Source organism: Pseudomonas sp. 30_B, assembly GCF_017491605.1.
Taxonomy (GTDB): domain Bacteria; phylum Pseudomonadota; class Gammaproteobacteria; order Pseudomonadales; family Pseudomonadaceae; genus Pseudomonas.
This window is the reverse complement of the sequence record NZ_JAFGYY010000009.1, coordinates 100295-119183: the sequence shown is the minus strand read 5'-3', so window position 1 is coordinate 119183 and position 18889 is coordinate 100295. Positions and strand designations below refer to the sequence as shown.

17 protein-coding genes are annotated in these 18889 nt (G+C 67.6%); 12 read left to right on the top strand and 5 right to left on the bottom strand.

Annotated features, from left to right (window positions below):
* Positions 1-69: 69 nt before the first annotated feature.
* The 3 genes from benC to J5M67_RS12195 all read left to right on the top strand — a co-directional run bounded on the left by benC (position 70) and on the right by J5M67_RS12195 (position 3351).
* Entirely contained in the window at positions 70-1083 is a 1014-nt protein-coding gene (benC, locus tag J5M67_RS12205; RefSeq protein ID WP_207885579.1) for a benzoate 1,2-dioxygenase electron transfer component BenC, read from the top strand.
* 153 nt (positions 1084-1236) lie between these two features.
* Complete coding sequence (locus J5M67_RS12200; protein WP_207885578.1) at positions 1237-2565, top strand: MFS transporter; 1329 nt, start codon at positions 1237-1239, stop codon at positions 2563-2565.
* Between the two features lie 12 nt (positions 2566-2577).
* Positions 2578-3351: a 1,6-dihydroxycyclohexa-2,4-diene-1-carboxylate dehydrogenase gene (locus tag J5M67_RS12195; RefSeq protein ID WP_207885577.1), complete on the top strand. Its 774-nt coding sequence runs from the start codon at positions 2578-2580 to the stop codon at positions 3349-3351.
* Positions 3352-3369: 18 nt separating this feature from the next.
* On the opposite strand, the gene J5M67_RS12190 is transcribed toward J5M67_RS12195, so the two are convergent.
* On the bottom strand, positions 3370-4242 hold the full coding sequence (locus J5M67_RS12190; protein ID WP_207885576.1) for a LysR family transcriptional regulator: 873 nt from the start codon (positions 4240-4242) through the stop codon (positions 3370-3372).
* A gap of 148 nt (positions 4243-4390) precedes the next feature.
* On the opposite strand from J5M67_RS12190, the gene J5M67_RS12185 reads away from it, so the two are divergent.
* From J5M67_RS12185 to pcaC, 9 genes are all read left to right on the top strand, one after another.
* Positions 4391-5512, top strand: coding sequence for a muconate cycloisomerase family protein (locus tag J5M67_RS12185; protein ID WP_207885575.1), 1122 nt, complete (start codon positions 4391-4393; stop codon positions 5510-5512).
* Between the two features lie 41 nt (positions 5513-5553).
* Complete coding sequence (gene catC / locus J5M67_RS12180; RefSeq protein ID WP_017519458.1) at positions 5554-5844, top strand: muconolactone Delta-isomerase; 291 nt, start codon at positions 5554-5556, stop codon at positions 5842-5844.
* 47 nt (positions 5845-5891) lie between these two features.
* A complete protein-coding gene (catA, locus tag J5M67_RS12175) occupies positions 5892-6824 on the top strand; it encodes a catechol 1,2-dioxygenase (protein WP_207885574.1) in 933 nt (310 codons plus the stop codon).
* Positions 6825-7217: 393 nt separating this feature from the next.
* Positions 7218-8066, top strand: a complete 849-nt coding sequence (locus J5M67_RS12170; RefSeq protein WP_207885573.1) for a CoA transferase subunit A — start codon at positions 7218-7220, stop codon at positions 8064-8066.
* Positions 8066-8848 carry a CoA-transferase subunit beta gene (locus J5M67_RS12165; protein WP_207885572.1) on the top strand — a complete coding sequence of 261 codons (783 nt, stop codon included), beginning with the start codon at positions 8066-8068 and terminating at the stop codon, positions 8846-8848. Before J5M67_RS12170 ends, J5M67_RS12165 begins: the two co-directional genes overlap by 1 nt.
* Positions 8845-10050 (top strand): 3-oxoadipyl-CoA thiolase, encoded by a 1206-nt coding sequence (gene pcaF / locus J5M67_RS12160; RefSeq protein WP_207885571.1) that lies wholly within the window; start codon positions 8845-8847, stop codon positions 10048-10050. The genes J5M67_RS12165 and pcaF overlap by 4 nt, the downstream gene beginning before the upstream one ends.
* A gap of 142 nt (positions 10051-10192) precedes the next feature.
* Complete coding sequence (locus tag J5M67_RS12155) at positions 10193-11563, top strand: 3-carboxy-cis,cis-muconate cycloisomerase (RefSeq protein WP_207885570.1); 1371 nt, start codon at positions 10193-10195, stop codon at positions 11561-11563.
* A gap of 9 nt (positions 11564-11572) precedes the next feature.
* Positions 11573-12361 carry a 3-oxoadipate enol-lactonase gene (pcaD, locus tag J5M67_RS12150; protein WP_207885569.1) on the top strand — a complete coding sequence of 263 codons (789 nt, stop codon included), beginning with the start codon at positions 11573-11575 and terminating at the stop codon, positions 12359-12361.
* A 79-nt stretch (positions 12362-12440) separates the two neighbouring features.
* Complete coding sequence (gene pcaC / locus J5M67_RS12145; protein ID WP_207885568.1) at positions 12441-12839, top strand: 4-carboxymuconolactone decarboxylase; 399 nt, start codon at positions 12441-12443, stop codon at positions 12837-12839.
* 456 nt (positions 12840-13295) lie between these two features.
* On the opposite strand, the gene J5M67_RS12140 is transcribed toward pcaC, so the two are convergent.
* The 4 genes from J5M67_RS12140 to J5M67_RS12125 form a co-directional block, all read right to left on the bottom strand.
* Positions 13296-15251: an acetoacetate--CoA ligase gene (locus J5M67_RS12140; RefSeq protein ID WP_207885567.1), complete on the bottom strand. Its 1956-nt coding sequence runs from the start codon at positions 15249-15251 to the stop codon at positions 13296-13298.
* Between the two features lie 74 nt (positions 15252-15325).
* Positions 15326-16096 carry a 3-hydroxybutyrate dehydrogenase gene (locus J5M67_RS12135; RefSeq protein WP_207885566.1) on the bottom strand — a complete coding sequence of 257 codons (771 nt, stop codon included), beginning with the start codon at positions 16094-16096 and terminating at the stop codon, positions 15326-15328.
* Positions 16097-16154: 58 nt separating this feature from the next.
* Positions 16155-17546, bottom strand: coding sequence for a GntP family permease (locus J5M67_RS12130; protein WP_207885565.1), 1392 nt, complete (start codon positions 17544-17546; stop codon positions 16155-16157).
* Between the two features lie 77 nt (positions 17547-17623).
* A complete protein-coding gene (locus tag J5M67_RS12125; RefSeq protein WP_207885564.1) occupies positions 17624-18889 on the bottom strand; it encodes an OprD family porin in 1266 nt (421 codons plus the stop codon).

Here is an 18889-nt window from a genome sequence, read left to right as displayed (position 1 = left end):
CAGGGCTGTGCGTCGTGCGCGTGGATTCGCCGCGCGCGACGCCGCCTGCCCGGCGCCGAGGTGCACGCCATGAACCACAAGATCGCCCTCAACTTCGAAGACGGCGTTACCCGCTTCATCGACGCCAGCCCCAGCGAGACCGTGGCCGACGCGGCCTACCGCCAGGGCATCAACATCCCGCTGGATTGCCGCGACGGCGCCTGCGGCACCTGCAAGTGCTTCGCCGAAGCCGGCCGCTACGACCTGGGCCAGGACTACATCGACGACGCCTTGACCGAGGACGAAGCGCAGCAGGGCTACGTGCTCACCTGCCAGATGCGTGCGCAGAGCGATTGCGTGGTGCGCGTGCCGGCTTCCTCGCAAGTCTGCAAGACCGCCCAGGCCAGCTTCGAGGCCAGCATCAGCGCGGTGCGCCAGCTCTCCGAGAGCACTATCGCGCTGTCGATCAAGGGCGAGTCGCTGAGCAGGCTGGCCTTCCTGCCGGGGCAATACGTCAACCTGCAGGTGCCGGGCAGCGAACAGACCCGTGCCTATTCGTTCAGCTCGTTGCAGAAGGACGGCGAAGTCAGCTTCCTGATCCGCAACGTGCCGGGCGGGCTGATGAGCAGCTTCCTCACCGGCCTGGCCAAAGCCGGTGACGCCATGACCCTGGCCGGCCCGTTGGGCAGCTTCTACCTGCGCGAGATCAGGCGGCCGCTGTTGCTGCTGGCCGGCGGCACGGGCCTGGCGCCCTTCACCGCGATGCTGGAACAGATCGCCGAGCGCGGCAGCGAATATCCGCTGCACCTGATCTACGGCGTCACCCACGACTTCGACCTGGTGGAGATGGACCGCCTGGAAGCCTTCGCCGCGCGCATCCCCAACTTCACCTGGAGCGCCTGCGTGGCCAGCTCGGAGAGCCGCTACCCGCGCAAGGGCTATGTCACCCAGCACATCGAGCCGGCGCACCTGAACGACGGCGAAGTGGACATCTACCTCTGCGGCCCGCCGCCCATGGTCGAGGCGGTGAGCCAGTACATCCGCGAACAGGGCATCACGCCGGCGAATTTCTATTACGAAAAGTTTGCCGCCAGCGCCGCCTGAGCCCGGAATACGCCTGTATACCCAGCGGGTATGCAGGCATGCCGACAAAGTATTTTTCCTCGGCGCCACCGCGCCCTAGCCTCCGGGCTGGGCCCCTGGCAGGGCCTGCATAAAAACAATCAGCGAGGCAGTGCCCTCGCAGCGGAGACCCACATGAGCCAGACGTGCAACATACCTGACGTGATAGATCACGCCGCCTTGAGTTCCTTCCAGTGGCGCGTGTTCGCCCTGTGTTTCCTGGTCGCCATCTTCGATGGCTTCGATACTCAGGCCATTGCCTACACCGGCCCTGCGATCATCGAGACCCTCCAGCTTTCTACCAGCGGCCTGGCGCCGATCCTTAGCGCCGGCATCGTCGGCATGGCCCTGGGCGCCATGGCGCTGGGGCTGTTCGGCGATCGCTTTGGCCGCCGCCCCACGGTGATGGGCGCGGTCGCACTGTTTGCCCTTGCCACCTTGGCCACGGCCTTCGCCACCAGCGCCGAGCAGATCCTGGTACTGCGTTTTCTCGCCGGTCTCGGCATGGGCGGCGCCACGCCCGTGCTGCTGGCGCTGGCCTCCGAATACGGTCCGGCGCGCCTGCGTGGGGCCATCGTCACCGGCATCCTGCTGGGCTTGCCGGCGGGTGCAATGCTGGGCGGGTTGCTCGCCGCCCAGGTCATGCCGCTGATCGGCTGGCAGGGCATCTTCCTTGCCGGCGGGCTGCTGCCGCTGGTGCTGCTGGTGGGGCTGTACTTTGCGCTACCGGAGTCGCTGCAATTCCTCGCCACCCGCTCGGGCGAGACGGCGCAGGTACGCCGCATTCTCGCGCGGATCAGTTCGCGGGCGCTCGCCGATGACGTGCGCTTCAGCGTGCCCGAAGCCGCCACCCGCACCAGCGTACGGGCGCTGTTCGGACCAGGTCTGGCGCGCAATACCCTCGCCGTGTGGCTGACCTACCTGTTCAACTGGGTGGCCTGGTTCATGTTCCTCTCCTGGCTGCCCACCGTGCTGAAAACCGCCGGTCTGCCGGTGGAGCAGGCGCCGCTGGGGACCGTCACGGTCAATGCGGTGTTCATCCTCTGCGCCATCCCGCTGTCGATCCTGCTGCCGCGCCTGAACACCCGCAACGTGCTGCTCGGCCTGTTCGCCCTCGGCGTGCTGGTCAGCCTCGGCCTGTCCCTGAGCGGCGACAACTGGGTGCTGGTGTTCCTGCTGGTCGGCGCCGCGGGCCTGGGTATCGGCGGGCAGCAGATCGCCCTCAACTACCTGGTGGTTTCCGCCTATCCGACCAGCCTGCGCGCCACCGCCACCGGCTGGGCCATTGGCCTGGGCCGGGTGGGCGCCATCATCGGTTCTGCTCTGGGCGGAACCTTCCTCGAATGGGGCGGCGTCGCCGGTTTCTACCTGGCGCTGGCCGTCCCCCTGCTGCTGGCGCTGGTCGCCGTGGCCCTCATCCGCGGCAGCGAGAAGCCTTCGGGCGGGCTCGTGGCCGCGCACTGACAGGAGAACGTCATGTCCCGTTTCGACAACAAGATCGCCCTCGTCACCGGCGCCGCCCAGGGTATCGGCCGGCGTGTCGCCGAGCGGCTGGCGGAAGAGGGCGCCAGGGTCATCGCCGTGGACCGCTCCGAGATCGTCCACGAACTGCAGGACGCCCTCGGCCAGCACGGCGAAGTACTCACCCTGACCGCCGACCTGGAACGTTTCGCCGACTGCCAGGGCGTGGTCGACCAGGCGCTCGCGCGCTTCGGCCGTCTAGACATCCTGATCAACAACGTCGGCGGCACCATCTGGGCCAAGCCCTTCGAACACTACGCCGAAGACGAGATCGAGGCCGAGGTGCGCCGCTCATTGTTCCCAACCCTGTGGTGCTGCCGCGCGGCGCTGGTACCGATGCTGGAGCAGGGCGCGGGCGCCATCGTCAACGTCTCGTCCGTCGCCACCCGTGGGGTGAACCGCGTGCCCTACGGCGCGGCGAAGGGCGGGGTGAATGCGCTGACCGCCTGCCTGGCCTTCGAGACCGCCGAGCGCGGCGTGCGGGTCAACGCCACCGCGCCCGGCGGAACCGAGGCGCCGCCACGGCGCATTCCGCGCAACGCGGCGCAGCAGAGTGAGCAGGAGAAGGCCTGGTACCAGCAGATCGTCGACCAGACCGTCGACAGCAGCCTGATGAAGCGCTACGGGACCATCGACGAGCAGGTCGGCGCGATCCTCTTCCTCGCTTCCGACGAAGCCAGCTACATCACCGGCGTGACCCTGCCGGTGGGTGGCGGCGACCTGGGCTGAGGCGCCGCGATGATGCGCTTACGGCAGCTGCGCGCCGATCAGCCGCAGGCAGTGTTGCAGCGGCGCACTGACGTCGCCACGGCGCTGGCTGAGGATGATCGGCGAGACCGCCTCGGCGTCGGTCAGCCTGGCATAGCCGATGTCGGCGCGGTGCTGTTGCTGCACCGACGCCGGCACCAGCGCTACGCCCAGGCCGGCGGCGACCAGGCCGATGGCGGTCTGCAGCTCGTTGGTCCATTGCGTCACGCGCACGCTCAGGCCGTGATTGGCGAACAGCGCCAGCACATGGTCGGCGTAGCTGGGGCGCGGGTTGGCGGGGTAGAGCACGAAGTCTTCGCCGGCCAGTTGCGCAAGGCTCAGCGGCGCGCCGAGCAGGCGGTGCCCGGCGGGCAGCACGGCGACCATTGGCTCCTCGCGCAATACCTGCTGGGTAATGGCTGGATCGTCGATGCGGATGCGCCCGAAACCGATGTCGATGCGCCCGCTTTTCAGCGCCTCGACCTGCTGCACCGTGGTCATTTCCTGCAGCCCCAGCTCCAGCCCGGTGTCGCCGCGCAGCTCGCGGATCAGCTCGGGCAGCCCGTCATACAGCGTCGAGGGCGCGAAGCCGATGCCGAACCACTGGCGTTCGCCGCGGCCGATGCGCCGGGTGCTCTCGCAGATGCCTTCCAGCTGCGCCAGCAGGGTGCCGGTCTGCTCGTGGAAGTAGCGCCCGGCGTCGGTCAGGCGCAACGGCCGGCCACGCTCCAGCAGGGGCACGCCGAGCAGTTCCTCGAGCTGCTGGATCTGCCGGCTCAGCGGCGGCTGGGCGATGTGCAGGCGCTCGGCGGCTCGGGTGAAGTTGAGGGTGCCGGCCACTTCGCGGAAGTAGCGCAGGTGTCGCAGCTCCATGATACCTCCAGGGTATGCAACAAGATGGCAACGATATTGGACTGCCTGCAGGCCCCGGCGCAATCCTTCGTCAATCGTGAAAAGACCTTCCGGGTATCGCCACTGCGCTGCCCGGCCCATTCAGAAATCCCACACCGGAACGCCGTCCATGAGTAGCCCCGTCATCGAACGCATCGAGTCGATCATCGTCGACCTGCCGACCATCCGCCCGCACAAGCTGGCCATGCACACCATGCAGCAGCAGACGCTGGTGATCATCCGCCTGCGCTGCTCCGACGGCGTCGAGGGCATCGGCGAAGCCACCACCATCGGCGGCCTGGCCTACGGCAACGAGAGCCCGGAAAGCATCAAGGCCAACCTCGACGCGCACTTCGCGCCGCTGCTCAAGGGCCAGGACGCCAGCAACATCAACGCCTGCATGCAGCGCCTGGACAAGTCGATCAAGGGCAACACCTTCGCCCGCTCCGGCATCGAGAGTGCGCTGCTGGACGCGCAGGGCAAGCGCCTCGGCCTGCCGGTCAGCGAACTGCTCGGCGGCCGCGTGCGCGACAGCCTCGAAGTGGCCTGGACTCTGGCCTCCGGCGACACTGCCCGCGACATCGCCGAAGCCGAGCAGATGCTGGACATCCGCCGGCACCGCATCTTCAAGCTGAAGATCGGCGCCAACCCGCTGGAGCAGGACCTCAAGCACGTGGTGGCGATCAAGAAGGCGTTGGGCGAGCGCGCCAGCGTGCGCGTGGACGTCAACCAGGGCTGGGACGAATCCCAGGCCATCCGCGGCTGCCAGGTGCTCGGCGAGAACGGCATCGACCTGATCGAACAGCCCATCGCGCGCATCAACCGCAGCGGCCAGGCGCGCCTGAACCAGCGCAGCCCGGCGCCGATCATGGCCGACGAATCCATCGAGAGCGTGGCCGATGCCTTCAGCCTCGCCGCTGACGGGGCGGCCAGCATCTTCGCCCTGAAGATTGCCAAGAACGGCGGCCCGCGCGCCGTGCTGCGCTCCGCGCAGATCGCCGAAGCCGCCGGCATCGCGCTGTACGGCGGGACCATGCTCGAAGGCGCGGTCGGCACCCTGGCTTCGGCCCACGCCTTCCTCACCCTGGAGAAGCTGACCTGGGCCACCGAGCTGTTCGGTCCGCTGCTGCTCACCGAGGAAATCGTCACCGAGCCGCCGGTCTACCGCGACTTCCAGCTGCACGTGCCGCGTACTCCCGGCCTGGGCCTGACGCTCGACGAAGAGCGCCTGGCGCGCTTCCGCCGCCACTGATTTGCAACCTTTCCCGACTGCCCGATAGAGGAGAAGACCCGATGCTGTTCCACGTGAAGATGACCGTGAAATTGCCCGTCGACATGGATCCGGCCAAGGCCGCCCAGCTCAAGGCCGACGAGAAGGAACTGGCCCAGCGCCTGCAGCGCGAGGGCAAGTGGCGCCACCTGTGGCGCATCGCCGGGCACTACGCCAACTACAGCGTGTTCGACCTGGCCAGCGTCGAGGAGCTGCACGACACCCTGATGCAGCTGCCGCTGTTCCCCTACATGGACATCGAGGTCGACGGGCTCTGCCGCCATCCGTCCTCGATCCATTCCGACGACCGCTGATTTCCGTCCCGAACGAATCAACAAGAACAAGACTTGAGGATCGCATCATGACCGTGAAGATTTCCCAGACCGCCGACATCCAGAAGTTCTTCGAAGAGGCCAGCGGCGCCCTGAACGATCAGGGCAACCCGCGCGTGAAGAACCTCGTTCTGCGCATCCTGCAGGACACCGCCAAACTGATCGAAGACATGAACGTCACCCCCGACGAATTCTGGAAGGCGGTGGATTACCTCAACCGCCTCGGCGCCCGCCAGGAAGCCGGCCTGGTCGTTGCCGGCCTGGGCATCGAACACTACCTCGACCTGCTGCTGGACGCCCAGGACGCGGCGGCCGGCATCGGCGGTGGCACCCCGCGCACCATCGAAGGCCCGCTGTACGTGGCCGGAGCACCGCTGTCCGAGGGTGAAGCGCGGATGGACGACGGCAAGGACGCGGGCACCGTGATGTTCCTCTCCGGCCGCGTCTTCGACCCGCAGGGCAAGCCGCTGGCCGGCGCTGTGGTCGACCTCTGGCACGCCAACACCCAGGGCACCTACTCGTACTTCGACAGCACCCAGTCCGAGTTCAACCTGCGCCGGCGCATCGTCACCGACGCCGAAGGCCGCTACAAGGCGCGCAGCATCGTGCCCAGCGGCTACGGCTGCCCGCCGGATGGCCCGACCCAGGAACTGTTGAACCAGCTCGGCCGCCACGGCCAGCGCCCGGCGCACATCCACTTCTTCATCTCCGCGCCGGGGCATCGCCACCTGACCACGCAGATCAACCTGGCCGGTGACCAGTACCTGTGGGACGACTTCGCCTACGCCACCCGTGACGGGCTGATCGGCGAGGTGCGCTTCGTCGAGGACGCAGCCGCCGCCAAGGCCCGCGGTGTGGAAGGGCGCTTCGCCGAGATCGAGTTCGACTTCCAGCTGCAGCAGGCCGTTTCCGCCGACGCCGAAGACCGCAGCAACCGTCCTCGTGCGTTGCAGGAAGCCTGATTCCCGCCAACGTCCGGCCTTGCCGGTAACCCCGCCGTAGGATGGCGTGGAGCGAAGCGATACCCATCAATCCGTACACCGACAGCATGGGTATCGCTGCGCTCCACCCATCCTACTCGGAGCGCCCTGTTGCTCCGCAGTTGGGGCTGTCGCAGGCATGGCCAGCTCCTACAACAGGCCGGCACGTCGCTTCCCTGTAGGAGCGGGCCATGCCCGCGATCCGCGGACAACGTCCGCGCCCACCTCAAATACTCCTCACACCACGAAAACCAGCCGTTAGCCCCCTAAGAGAAGTGTTCGATATTCGCACCAATAGTCGATTATCGCATTGTTCGCCCATCCCCCCGACGGTACTGTTTTCCCATCGGCACCCCCTACACAACGAGACCGACCATGGCTGAACTCCTGACTCTCCGCGAAGCGGTCGAGCGCTTCGTCAACGACGGCGACACCGTCGCGCTCGAAGGCTTCACCCACCTGATCCCGACCGCCGCCTCCCACGAGCTGATCCGCCAGGGCAAGAAAGACCTGCACCTGGTGCGCATGACCCCCGACCTGGTCTACGACCTGCTGATCGGCGCCGGCTGCGTGCGCAAGCTGACCTTCTCCTGGGGCGGCAACCCTGGCGTCGGTTCGCTGCATCGCCTGCGTGACGCGGTGGAGAAGGGCTGGCCGCGCGCGCTGGAGATCGACGAGCACAGCCACGCCGACCTCGCCAACTCCTACGTCGCCGGCGCCTCGGGCCTGCCGTTCGCCGTGCTGCGCGCCTACGCCGGTTCCGACCTGCCGAAGGTCAACCCGAACATCAAGTTCATCAACTGCCCGTTCACCGGCGAGCAACTGGCCGCCGTGCCTTCGGTGCGCCCGGACGTCACCGTGATCCACGCGCAGAAGGCCGACCGCAAGGGCAATGTGCTGCTGTGGGGCATCCTCGGCGTGCAGAAGGAAGCCGCCCTGGCCGCCAAGCGCTGCATCGTCACCGTGGAAGAAATCGTCGACGACCTCAACGCGCCGATGAACTCCTGCGTGCTGCCGACCTGGGCGCTGTCCGCCGTCTGCCTGGTGCCCGGCGGTTCGCACCCGTCCTACGCCCACGGCTACTCCGAGCGCGACAACCGCTTCTACCAGGCCTGGGACCCGATCGCCCGCGACCGCGACACCTTCAACGCCTGGATCGATACCTACATCCGCGGCACGAAAGATTTTGCTGAGTTCAAAGCCAAACTCGCGGAGGCCAAGTAATGAGCGCCTACAGCACCAATGAAATGATGACCGTGGCCGCCGCCCGCCGCCTGAAGAACGGCGCCGTCTGCTTCGTCGGCATCGGCCTGCCGTCCAAGGCCGCCAACCTGGCGCGCCTGACCGCCTCGCCCGACGTGGTCCTGATCTACGAATCCGGCCCCATCGGCGCCAAGCCCAGCGTACTGCCGCTGTCCATCGGTGACGGCGAGCTGGCCGAAACCGCCGACACCGTGGTGCCCACCGGTGAGATCTTCCGCTACTGGCTGCAGGGCGGACGTATCGACGTCGGCTTCCTCGGCGCGGCCCAGGTCGACCGCTTCGGCAACATCAACACCACCGTCATCGGCGATTACCACTCGCCGAAAGTGCGCCTGCCCGGCGCCGGTGGCGCGCCGGAGATCGCCGGTTCCGCCAAGGAAGTGCTGATCATCCTCAAGCAGTCCCACCGCACCTTCGTCGACAAGCTGGCCTTCATCACCTCGGTCGGTTTCGGCGAAGGCGGCGACCACCGCCAGCAGCTCGGCCTGCCCGGCAAGGGCCCGGTGGCGATCATCACCGACCTGTGCATCATGGAGCCGGAAGCCGGCAGCAACGAATTCATCGTCACCACCCTGCACCCGGGCGTGACCCGCGAGCAGGTGGTCGAGAACACCGGGTGGGCGATCCGCTTCGCCGAGCAGGTGAAGGAAACCGTCGCGCCGACCGAAATGGAGCTGGAAGCCCTGCGTGCCCTCGAAGCCCGCACCGCCGCCGCCCACGGCCAGCTCGGAGGTGAGGAATGAGCCGCGAGGTCTTCATCTGCGACGCCGTGCGTACGCCCATCGGCCGCTTCGGCGGCTCGCTCTCCGGCGTGCGCGCCGACGACCTCGCCGCCGTGCCGGTGAAGGCGCTGCTGGAACGTAACCCGCAAGTCGACTGGGCCGCGCTGGACGAGGTCTACCTCGGCTGCGCCAACCAGGCCGGAGAAGACAACCGCAACGTCGCGCGCATGGCGCTGCTGCTGGCCGGCCTGCCGGAAAGCGTGCCGGGCGTGACCCTCAACCGTCTCTGCGCCTCGGGCCTGGACGCGGTGGGCACCGCCTTCCGCGCCATCGCCAGCGGCGAGGCTGAACTGGTCATCGCTGGCGGCGTGGAATCCATGTCCCGCGCGCCCTACGTGATGGGCAAGGCCGACAGCGCCTTCGGCCGTGGCCAGAAGATCGAGGACACCACCATCGGCTGGCGTTTCATCAACCCGCTGATGAAGGCGCAGTACGGCGTGGATGCCATGCCGCAGACCGCCGACAACGTGGCCGACGATTACCACGTCAACCGCGCCGACCAGGACGCCTTCTCCCTGCGCAGCCAGCAGCGTGCCGGCGTCGCCCAGGCCAGCGGCTACTTCGCCGAGGAAATCGTCCCGGTGGTGATCAAGGGCCGCAAGGGCGACACAGTCGTCGATACCGACGAACACCCGCGCCCGGACACCACCCTGGAAGCGCTGGCCAAGCTCAAGCCAGTCAACGGCGAAGGCAAGACCGTCACCGCCGGCAACGCCTCGGGCGTCAACGATGGCGCCGTGGCGCTGATCCTCGCCAGCGCTGAAGCCGTGAAGAAACACGGCCTGACGCCGCGCGCGAAAGTGCTCGGCATGGCCAGCGCCGGCGTCGCCCCGCGCGTAATGGGCATCGGCCCGGTGCCGGCGGTGCGCAAGCTGCTGGAGCGGCTGAACCTGTCGATGGATCAGTTCGACGTCATCGAGCTGAACGAAGCCTTTGCCGCGCAGGGCCTGGCGGTGACCCGCGAACTCGGCATTGCCGATGACGACGCGCGGGTGAACCCCAACGGCGGCGCCATCGCCCTCGGCCACCCGCTGGGCGCCAGCGGCGCACGCCTGGTGCTGACCGCTGTGCACCAGTTGCAGAAGTCCGGCGGCAAGCTCGGCCTGTGCACCATGTGCGTGGGCGTAGGGCAGGGCGTGGCGCTGGTGGTCGAGCGCGTATAGCTCCTTGCTCTTCGTAGGAGCGAGCTTGCTCGCGAACCTGAGCCCCGCAGCGGGGTTTGTTCGCGAGCAAGCTCGCTCCTACAGAAAGCAACTCTCCGGTCATACTGTCCGACTACGCCTGCCGATCTCCGGAGCCACCCCAGTGAGCACCAACCTTCTGTTCGACGCCTACTTCACCCAGCCCGCCATGCGCGCGATCTTCAGCGACCACGGCCGGGTACAGGGCATGCTCGACTTCGAGGCCGCATTGGCCCGTGCCGAGGCCCGCGTCGGCGTCATCCCGGCGAGCGCCGTGGCGCCCATCGCCGCCGCCTGCCGTGCCGAACTCTATGACTTCGAGGCGCTGGCCCAGGCCATCTGCAGCGCCGGCAATTCCGCGATCCCGCTGGTGAAGGCGCTGGGCAAGCGCATCGCCGCCGAGGACGCCGAAGCCGAGCGCTACGTGCATCTGGGCGCCACCAGCCAGGACGCCATGGACTCCGGGCTGGTCCTGCAACTGCGTGCCGCCATCGAGCTGCTGGAAAGCGATCTCGCCCAACTGGCCGATGCACTCGCCGTTCAGGCACAAGCCCACGCCGGCACGCCCATGGTCGGCCGTACCTGGCTGCAACACGCCACGCCGGTCACCCTGGGCATGAAGATCGCCGGCTGGCTGGGCGCGATCACCCGCCATCGCCAGCGCCTCAACGAACTCAAGCCGCGCCTGCTGTGCCTGCAATTCGGCGGCGCGTCCGGCAGCCTCGCCGCCCTGGGCGAGCAGGGCTTTGCCGTGGCCGAAGCGCTGGCCGAGGAACTCGATCTGCAATTGCCCGAGCAACCCTGGCACACCCAGCGCGACCGCCTGGTGGAGTTCGCCAGCCTGCTCGGCCTGATCGCCGGCAGCCTCGGCAAGCTGGGCCGTGACCTCAGCCTGCTGATGCAGACCGAGGCCGGCGAAGTCTTCGAGCCGTCCGCGCCGGGCAAGGGGGGTTCCTCCACCATGCCGCACAAGCGCAACCCGGTGGGCGCCGCCGTGCTGATCGGCGCGGCCGCCCGTGCGCCCGGCCTGGTCTCGACCCTGCTTGCCGCCATGCCCCAGGAACACGAGCGCAGCCTCGGCCTGTGGCACGCCGAATGGGAAAGCCTGCCGGAGCTGTGCTGCCTGGTTTCGGGCGCGCTGCAACAGGCGCTGAGCCTGGTGCCGGGGCTGGAAGTGGATGCCGGGCGCATGCTCGCCAATCTCGATCTGACCCGTGGCCTGGTGCTCGCCGAAGCCGTGAGCATCGCCCTGGCCCAGCGCATCGGCCGCGACGCCGCGCACCACCTGGTGGAGCAATGCTGCAAGCAGGCGGTGAAGGAGGGCGCGCACCTGCGCGCGGTGCTCGGCGCCAATGCCGAGGTGGCCGCTCAACTGAATGCCGAAGAACTGGATCGCCTGCTCGATCCCGCCCATTACCTGGGCCAGGCGCGCCGCTGGGTCGAGCGCGCACTGGCCGAACATCTACAACTTTTCTCGCGCAAAGAGTGCCGATAGGAGCCTTGCATGCCTGCCGTACGTCTCGTCGATGGCGACCTGAACTATCAACTGGAAGGCCCGGCCGGCGCGCCGGTGCTGGTGCTGTCCAATTCCCTGGGCACCGACCTGCACATGTGGGACGCGCAGGTTGCGGCCTTCGCCGAGCACTTCCGCGTGCTGCGTTATGACACCCGTGGCCACGGTGGTTCGCTGGTCACCCCTGGCCCCTACAGCATCGAGCAGAACGGCCGCGACGTGCTGGCCCTGCTGGACGCGCTGGACATCCCGCGCGCGCATTTCTGCGGCCTGTCCATGGGCGGACTGATCGGCCAGTGGCTGGGCATCCATGCGCCGGAGCGCATCGGGCGTCTGGTGCTGTGCAACACCGCCGCCAAGATCGGCACCCCGGAAGTCTGGAACCCGCGCATCGAGACCGTGCTCAGCGGCGGCGCCGAGGCCATGCGCAACCTGCGCGATGCGTCGATCTCGCGCTGGTTCAGCGCCGACTTCGCCGAGGCTGAGCCGGGCAAGGTCGAGCCCATCGTCGGCATGCTGGCGCAGACCTCACCCGAAGGTTACGCGGCCAACTGCGCGGCTGTACGCGATGCGGATTTCCGTGGCGAGATCGGTGCGATCAGCGCGCCGACGCTGGTGGTCTGTGGCGTCGCCGATCCGGTGACTACGACTGAAGATGGCCGTTTCCTGCAGGCGCGCATTTCAGGTGCCGAGCTGGTGGAGTTCCGTGCCGCGCACCTGTCCAACGTGCAGGCCGCCGATGCCTTCAGCCAGCGCGTGCTGGACTTCCTGCGCGCCTGATTGCTTTTCCTTGTAGGAGCGGGCCATGCCCGCGATCGCGCGCATGGCGCGCTCCTACAGGCTCACTTCGGAGTTAGAGATGGACGAAAAAGAACGCTACGAAGCCGGCATGCAGGTGCGCCGTGCGGTGCTGGGCGATGCCCATGTCGACCGCAGCCTGCAGAACCGCACGGCCTTCAACGAAGAGTTCCAGGAAATGATCACCCGCCACGCCTGGGGTGACATCTGGACCCGCCCGGGCCTGCCGCGCCACACCCGCAGCCTGATCACCATCGCCATGCTGATCGGCATGAACCGCGAGGGTGAGCTCAAGCTGCACCTGCGCGCCGCGCGCAACAACGGCGTGAGCCGCGAGGAGATCAAGGAAGTGCTGCTGCAGAGCGCGATCTACTGCGGCATTCCCGCTGCCAATGCGACGTTCCACCTTGCCGAGGAAGTGTGGAGCGAGCTGGGCACCGAGTCGCTGGGCGACGCCTGATCAGCACCGCCCGGACCACGCATCCGGGCGGTGTCTGATTGGCTGACGTACGGTCCGCTCTGGTAGGGCGGATAACGCGTCAGCGTTATCCGCCGCAGGATTGCCGGCGGATAACCTGTTCCAGGTTATGCGCCCTACGACGCTGCGGGCAGGGTTCGCGAGCAATAACGATGGCGTCCCCCTCGCTCCTACAGACATACGCCGCGGCGCTCTTCGTAGGAGCGAGCTTGCTCGCGAACCAGAGCCTGCATGGCGTTGCGGCCTGAAAACGATCGCGGACGGAGTCCGCTCCTACGAGAGCAAGAGCCCCTCACCCTAACCCTCTCCCGCACGCGGGAGAGGGGACCGTTCGGTGCAGTGAGCGGCCATGGTGTCAGTCGGCACAATCTGCCCCCTCTCCCTCTGGGAGAGGGTTGGGGTGAGGGGATAGCGTCGGCACCGCGTCACCTGAGAACCTCAGCTCTCCAACTCCTTCCGATCCCTGAACAGCTCCAGCGCCTGCGGGTTGGCCAGCGCGTCGGTGTTCTTCACCGGTCGCCCGTGCACCACGTTGCGCACTGCCAGTTCGACGATCTTGCCGCTCAAGGTGCGTGGGATGTCCGCCACTTCGAGGATCTTCGCCGGCACATGGCGCGGGGTGGTGTTGGCGCGAATGGTCTGGCGGATGCGCTCCTGCAACGCTTCATCCAACGCCACGCCCTCGCGCAGGCGCACGAACAGCACCACGCGCACGTCGCCCTGCCACTCCTGGCCGATGGCGATGGATTCCAGCACCTGCTCGATCTTCTCCACCTGGCGGTAGATTTCCGCCGTGCCGATGCGCACGCCGCCGGGGTTGAGGACGGCATCGGAGCGGCCGTGGATCACCAGGCCGCCGTGCTCGGTCTCCTCGGCGTAGTCGCCGTGGGCCCAGACGCCGGGGAAGGTAGCGAAGTAGGCGTCGAGGAATTTCTCGTTGTTCTCGTCGTTCCAGAAGCCCACCGGTATTGACGGGAAGTGCCGCACGCAGACCAGCTCGCCTTTCTCGCCGTGCACCGGTTTACCGGCCTCGTCCCAGACTTCCACCGCCATGCCCAGGCCCTTGCACTGCAACTCGCCACGCCATACCGGCGCAGTCGGGTTGCCCAGGGCGAAGCAGGAGACGATGTCGGTGCCGCCGGAGATCGACGACAGGCAGAGGTCGGGTTTCACGTCGCGGTAGACGTAGTCGAAGCTCTCGTGGAGCAGCGGCGAGCCGGTGGTGAGCAGGGTCTTCAGGCGCTCCAGCGAATGGGTCTGGCGTGGCCGTACGTTGGCTTTTTCCAGCGCGGAGACGTACTTGGCGCTGGTACCGAAGACGCTGATGCCCTCGGCGTCGATCAGGTCGATCAGCCGCTCCGGGCCGGGGTGGAAGGGCGAGCCGTCGTAGAGCACCAGGCTGGCGCCCTGGGCAAGGCCCGAGACCAGCCAGTTCCACATCATCCAGCCGCAGGTGGTGTAGTAGAACAGCGTGTCGTTCGCTCCCAGGTCCGCGTGCAGGCCATGTTCCTTCAGGTGTTGCAGCAGCACGCCGCCGGTGCCGTGGACGATGCACTTGGGCACGCCGGTGGTGCCGGAGGAATAGAGGATGTACAGCGGGTGGTCGAAGGGCACCGGGGTGAACACCGGTTCGCCACCGGGTTGGTAGAAGTCCTGCCAGAGATCCACCCGGGCCAGGGTCAGGTAATCGGCCGGCCGCGCCTCCGGGTGGGCGTAGGGCACGATCAGCAACTGCTCCAGGCTGTGCAGCTGGGAAAGGATTTCGTTGAGCTTGGCCGTCAGGTCCAGGGTCTTGCCGGCGTAGCGGTAGCCGGCGCAGGCGATCAGCACCTTGGGTTCGATCTGGCCGAAGCGGTCGATCACGCCGTGGGTGCCGAAGTCCGGCGAGCAGCTCGACCAGGTGGCGCCCAGGCTGGTGGTGGCGAGCATGCCGACCACGGTCTGCCAGGTGTTGGGCATGAAGGCCGCGACGCGGTCGCCGACACCCACCCCGGCCTCGCGCAGGGCGCGCTGCAGGCCGGCGACATGGGCGGCCAGGTCGGCGTGGCTGAGCACCTCGCGCTGTTCGTCCTCGCTGATGGCGATCAGCGCCGGCTTGTGGTCGCGGCGGCGCAGCAGATGTTCGGCGAAGTTCAGGGTGGCGCCGGGGAACCAGTGCGCATCGGGCATCTCCGGGCCCTCTTCGAGCACCGCCGTGGGCGCTTCGTGGAACTGCACGCCGAAGGTGTCGACGATGGCCAGCCAGAAGGCCTCGCGCTCGGCGACGCTCCAGGCGTGCAGGGCGGCGTAGTCGGGCAGGTCGAGCCCGTGCTCCTGCGCCACCTTGCGGCGGAAGGCGTCCATCCGGGTGGCGGCGACGCGTTCGGGGGAGGGTGTCCAGAGCGGTGGGTTCATTGACGACTCCAGCAAGGATCGGTGGGCGCCGTTTGTCGGACGACGCCAGGCAACTTGACCGGAGGCCTTCGCGGTCATTGGGCGACCCAGCCGCCATCCATGTTCCAGGCGGCGCCACGGACCTGAGCGGCAGCCTCACTGCACAAGAATAGCGCCAGCTCGCCGAGCTGGTCGGCGGTGACGAATTCCAGCGACGGCTGTTTTTCCGCCAGCAGGTCGTGGCGCGCCTGCTCGGGGCTGGCTCCGGCCGCGATGCGCGCATCGATCTGCTGCTGGACGAGCGGCGTCAGCACCCAGCCGGGGCAGATGGCGTTGCAGGTGATGGCGCTGGTGGCGGTTTCCAGGGCGGTGGTCTTGGTCAGGCCGATCACCCCGTGCTTGGCCGCCACGTAGGCGCTCTTGCCGGCGGAGGCGACCAGGCCGTGGGTGGACGCGATGTTGAGGATGCGCCCCCAGCCGCGCTGGCGCATGCCCGGCAGCGCCAGGCGGGTGGTGTGGAACACCGAGGAGAGGTTGATGGCGATGATCGCGTTCCAGCGCTCCACGGGGAACTCTTCCAGAGCCGCGACGTGCTGGATGCCGGCGTTGTTGACCAGGATGTCGAGGCCGCCGAACTCGCGCTCGACGTAGGCGATCATCTCGGCGATCTGCTCGGGTTGTGCCATATCGGCCCCATGGTGGCCGATGCGCGTGCCGTGCACCGACAGCTCGCGCACCGCAGCATCGATATCGCCGAAGCCGTTGACCACCACGTTGGCGCCCGCCTGCGCGAGGCGCGCGGCGATGCCCAGGCCGATGCCGCTGGTGGAGCCGGTGACCAGTGCGGTCCTGCCTTTGAGAGTCATGCAAATCTCCTCTGGAACGGGGCGGTCGCCGCGCGGCGACCGCTTGAAGACAACCGGCTTATACAATCCCGGTGGCATAGAAAGTGCCGATCACCACGAACACCGCGAGGGTCTTGATCAGGGTGATGGCGAAGATGTCCTTGTAGGCTTCGCGGTGGGTCAGGCCGGTGACCGCGAGCAGGGTGATGACCGCGCCGTTGTGCGGCAGGGTGTCCATGCCGCCGGAGGCCATGGCCGCGACCCGGTGCAGCACTTCCAGCGGGATGTTGGCGGCGTGGGCGGCGGCGATGAACTGCTCGGACATGGCCGCCAGGGCGATGCTCATGCCGCCCGACGCCGACCCGGTGATGCCGGCCAGGCTGGTGACGGTGATGGCCTCGTTGACCAGCGGATCGGGAATCTTCTTCAGCGCGTCGGCCAGCACCAGGAAGCCCGGCAGGGAGGCGATCACCGCGCCGAAGCCGTATTCCGAGGCGGTATTCATGGCCGCCAGCAGCGCGCCGGACACGGCGGTCTTGCTGCCTTCGGCGATCCTGCTGCGGATCACCGCAAAGCTCGTCACCAGCACCAGCAGGATGCCCAGCAGCAGCGCCGCCTGCACTGCCCAGATGCCGGTCAGCTTGGCCACGTCGCTGGCCACCGGCGCGGCCATGCCGGCCAGTTGCAGGCTGTGGGTCTTGCCGTAGACCTGCGGAATCCAGTGGGTGAACAGCAGGTTGGCGATGCCCACCAGCACCAGCGGCGAGAGCGCCAGCAGCGGGTGGGGCAGCTTGATGTCGTCGGCGGTTTCCGGCTCGTTGCGCAGCTCGGTGCCATAGCCCTCGCCGACGGCGCGCGCCTTGCCGGCCTGGCGGCGGAGGAACAGCATGCCCACGGTGAACACGAACAGGCTGCCGATCAGCCCCAGCCAAGGCGCGGCCCAGCCGGTGGTATTGAAGAAGGCGGTGGGGATGATGTTCTGGATCTGCGGGGTGCCGGGCAGGGCGTCCATGGTGAAGCTGAACGCGCCCAGGGCGATGGTCGCCGGGATCAGCCGCTTGGGAATGTCGCTCTGGCGGAACATCTCGGCGGCGAAGGGGTAGACCGCGAACACCACCACGAACAGCGAGACGCCGCCGTAGGTGAGCAGGGCGCAGACCAGCACGATCACCAGCATCGCCTGGCTGGTGCCGAGCAGGCGGATGGCGGCGGCGACGATGGAGCGCGAGAAGCCCGACAGCTCGATCAGCTTGCCGAACACCGCGCCGAGCAGGAACACCGGGAAGTAGAGTTTGACGAAGCCGACCATCTTCTCCATGAACACCCCGGTGAAGGCCGGGGCGACGGCGGAGGGATCGGTCAGCAGCACCGCGAGCAGCGCGGCGATGGGGGCGAAGAGGATCACACTGTAGCCGCGGTAGGCGGCGAGCATCAGCAGGGCGAGGGCCGCGAGGGCGATGACCACGCTCATCGAAGTATCTCCAGGTTCAGCGCGGCCAGGGCCGCGCGTCGTTCTTGTTGTAATGGGAACGCGTGACGATCAGGCGGTTACCAGAGCGGCAGCACGTAGCTGACGATCAGGCGGTTCTCGTCCAGGTCGTTGCCGAAGTGGCTGGTCCGTACGGTTGCATTGCGCCATTTCACCCCGACGTTCTTCAGCGGGCCGCTCTGCACCACGTAGCCGATGTCGGTATCGCGCTCCCATTCCTCGCCTTCGGGGCGGTTCGCACCCAGGTCGATGCTGTCGCCGGACAGGTAGCGCGTCATGAAGGTCAGGCCGGGCACGCCGAGGGCGGCGAAGTCATAGTCGTAGCGGGCTTGCCAGGACTTCTCGTCGCGGTTGGCGAAGTCGCCGATCTGCACGAAGTTGACCAGGAAGGCGTCGGTGCCGCCGATATAGGCGAAACCGGTGTCGCCGCTCATGGACTGGTAGCCGGCGCCGAAGCCGTGGCCGCCCAGGGTGTAGGTGAGCATGGCGCCGAAGGCGCGGTTGTCGACGTTGCTGTGGCCGTCGTCGTCGGAGCGGGCGTAGCGCAGGTCGGTCTTCAGCGACTGGCCGGCGGCGACGGGCAGCACGTGCACCAGGTTGATGATGTGCTGATCGTAGAGCCCGTCGAGCTTGGCGTAGTTGTAGCCGGTGGTCAGTTGCGGCGTCCACTTGTAGCTCAGGCCGGCGAAGTCGAACTGGTCGCTGGTATCGGTGGCGACGATGCCGCGCGCGTTGCCGGTGGTGACGGTCATGTCTTCGCGGTTGGACGAGTCGCGCTGGCTCACCTGGCGCAGGCGGCCGCCGTCGAAGGTCAGGCCGGCGAACTCGGCGGAATTCAGGTGCGCGCCTTCGAAGGTCTGCGGCAGCAGGCGTGAATCGTTGGCCAGCACGGTGGGCAGCTTGGGCAGCAGGGTGCCGATCTTCAGTACGCTCTTGGAGGCGCGCAGCTTGGCGGTCAGGCCCAGTTCGCTGTAGTCGTCGGGCGCGCCGTTGACCTTCTGCCTGTCGCGCGGGAGCAGGCCGGAGCCGGCGCGGTCGGGGCTCGAATCGAGCTTCACGCCGAGCAGGCCGAGGGCATCGACACCCACGCCGATGGTGCCTTCGGTGTAACCGGATTCGTAGCGCAGCAGGAAGCCCTGGGCCCATTCGTCCTGCTTGGACTGCGCGGCGTTGTCCTGGCGGAAATCGCGATTGAAATAGAAGTTGCGCAGTTCGACGCTGGCCTTGCTGTCGGCGAGAAATTCGGCGAAGGCCTGGGGCGAAAGGGCGAGGGCGGAACCGAGGGCGGTCAGAACGGCGGCATGATTGAGCGTGGAACGGCTCAT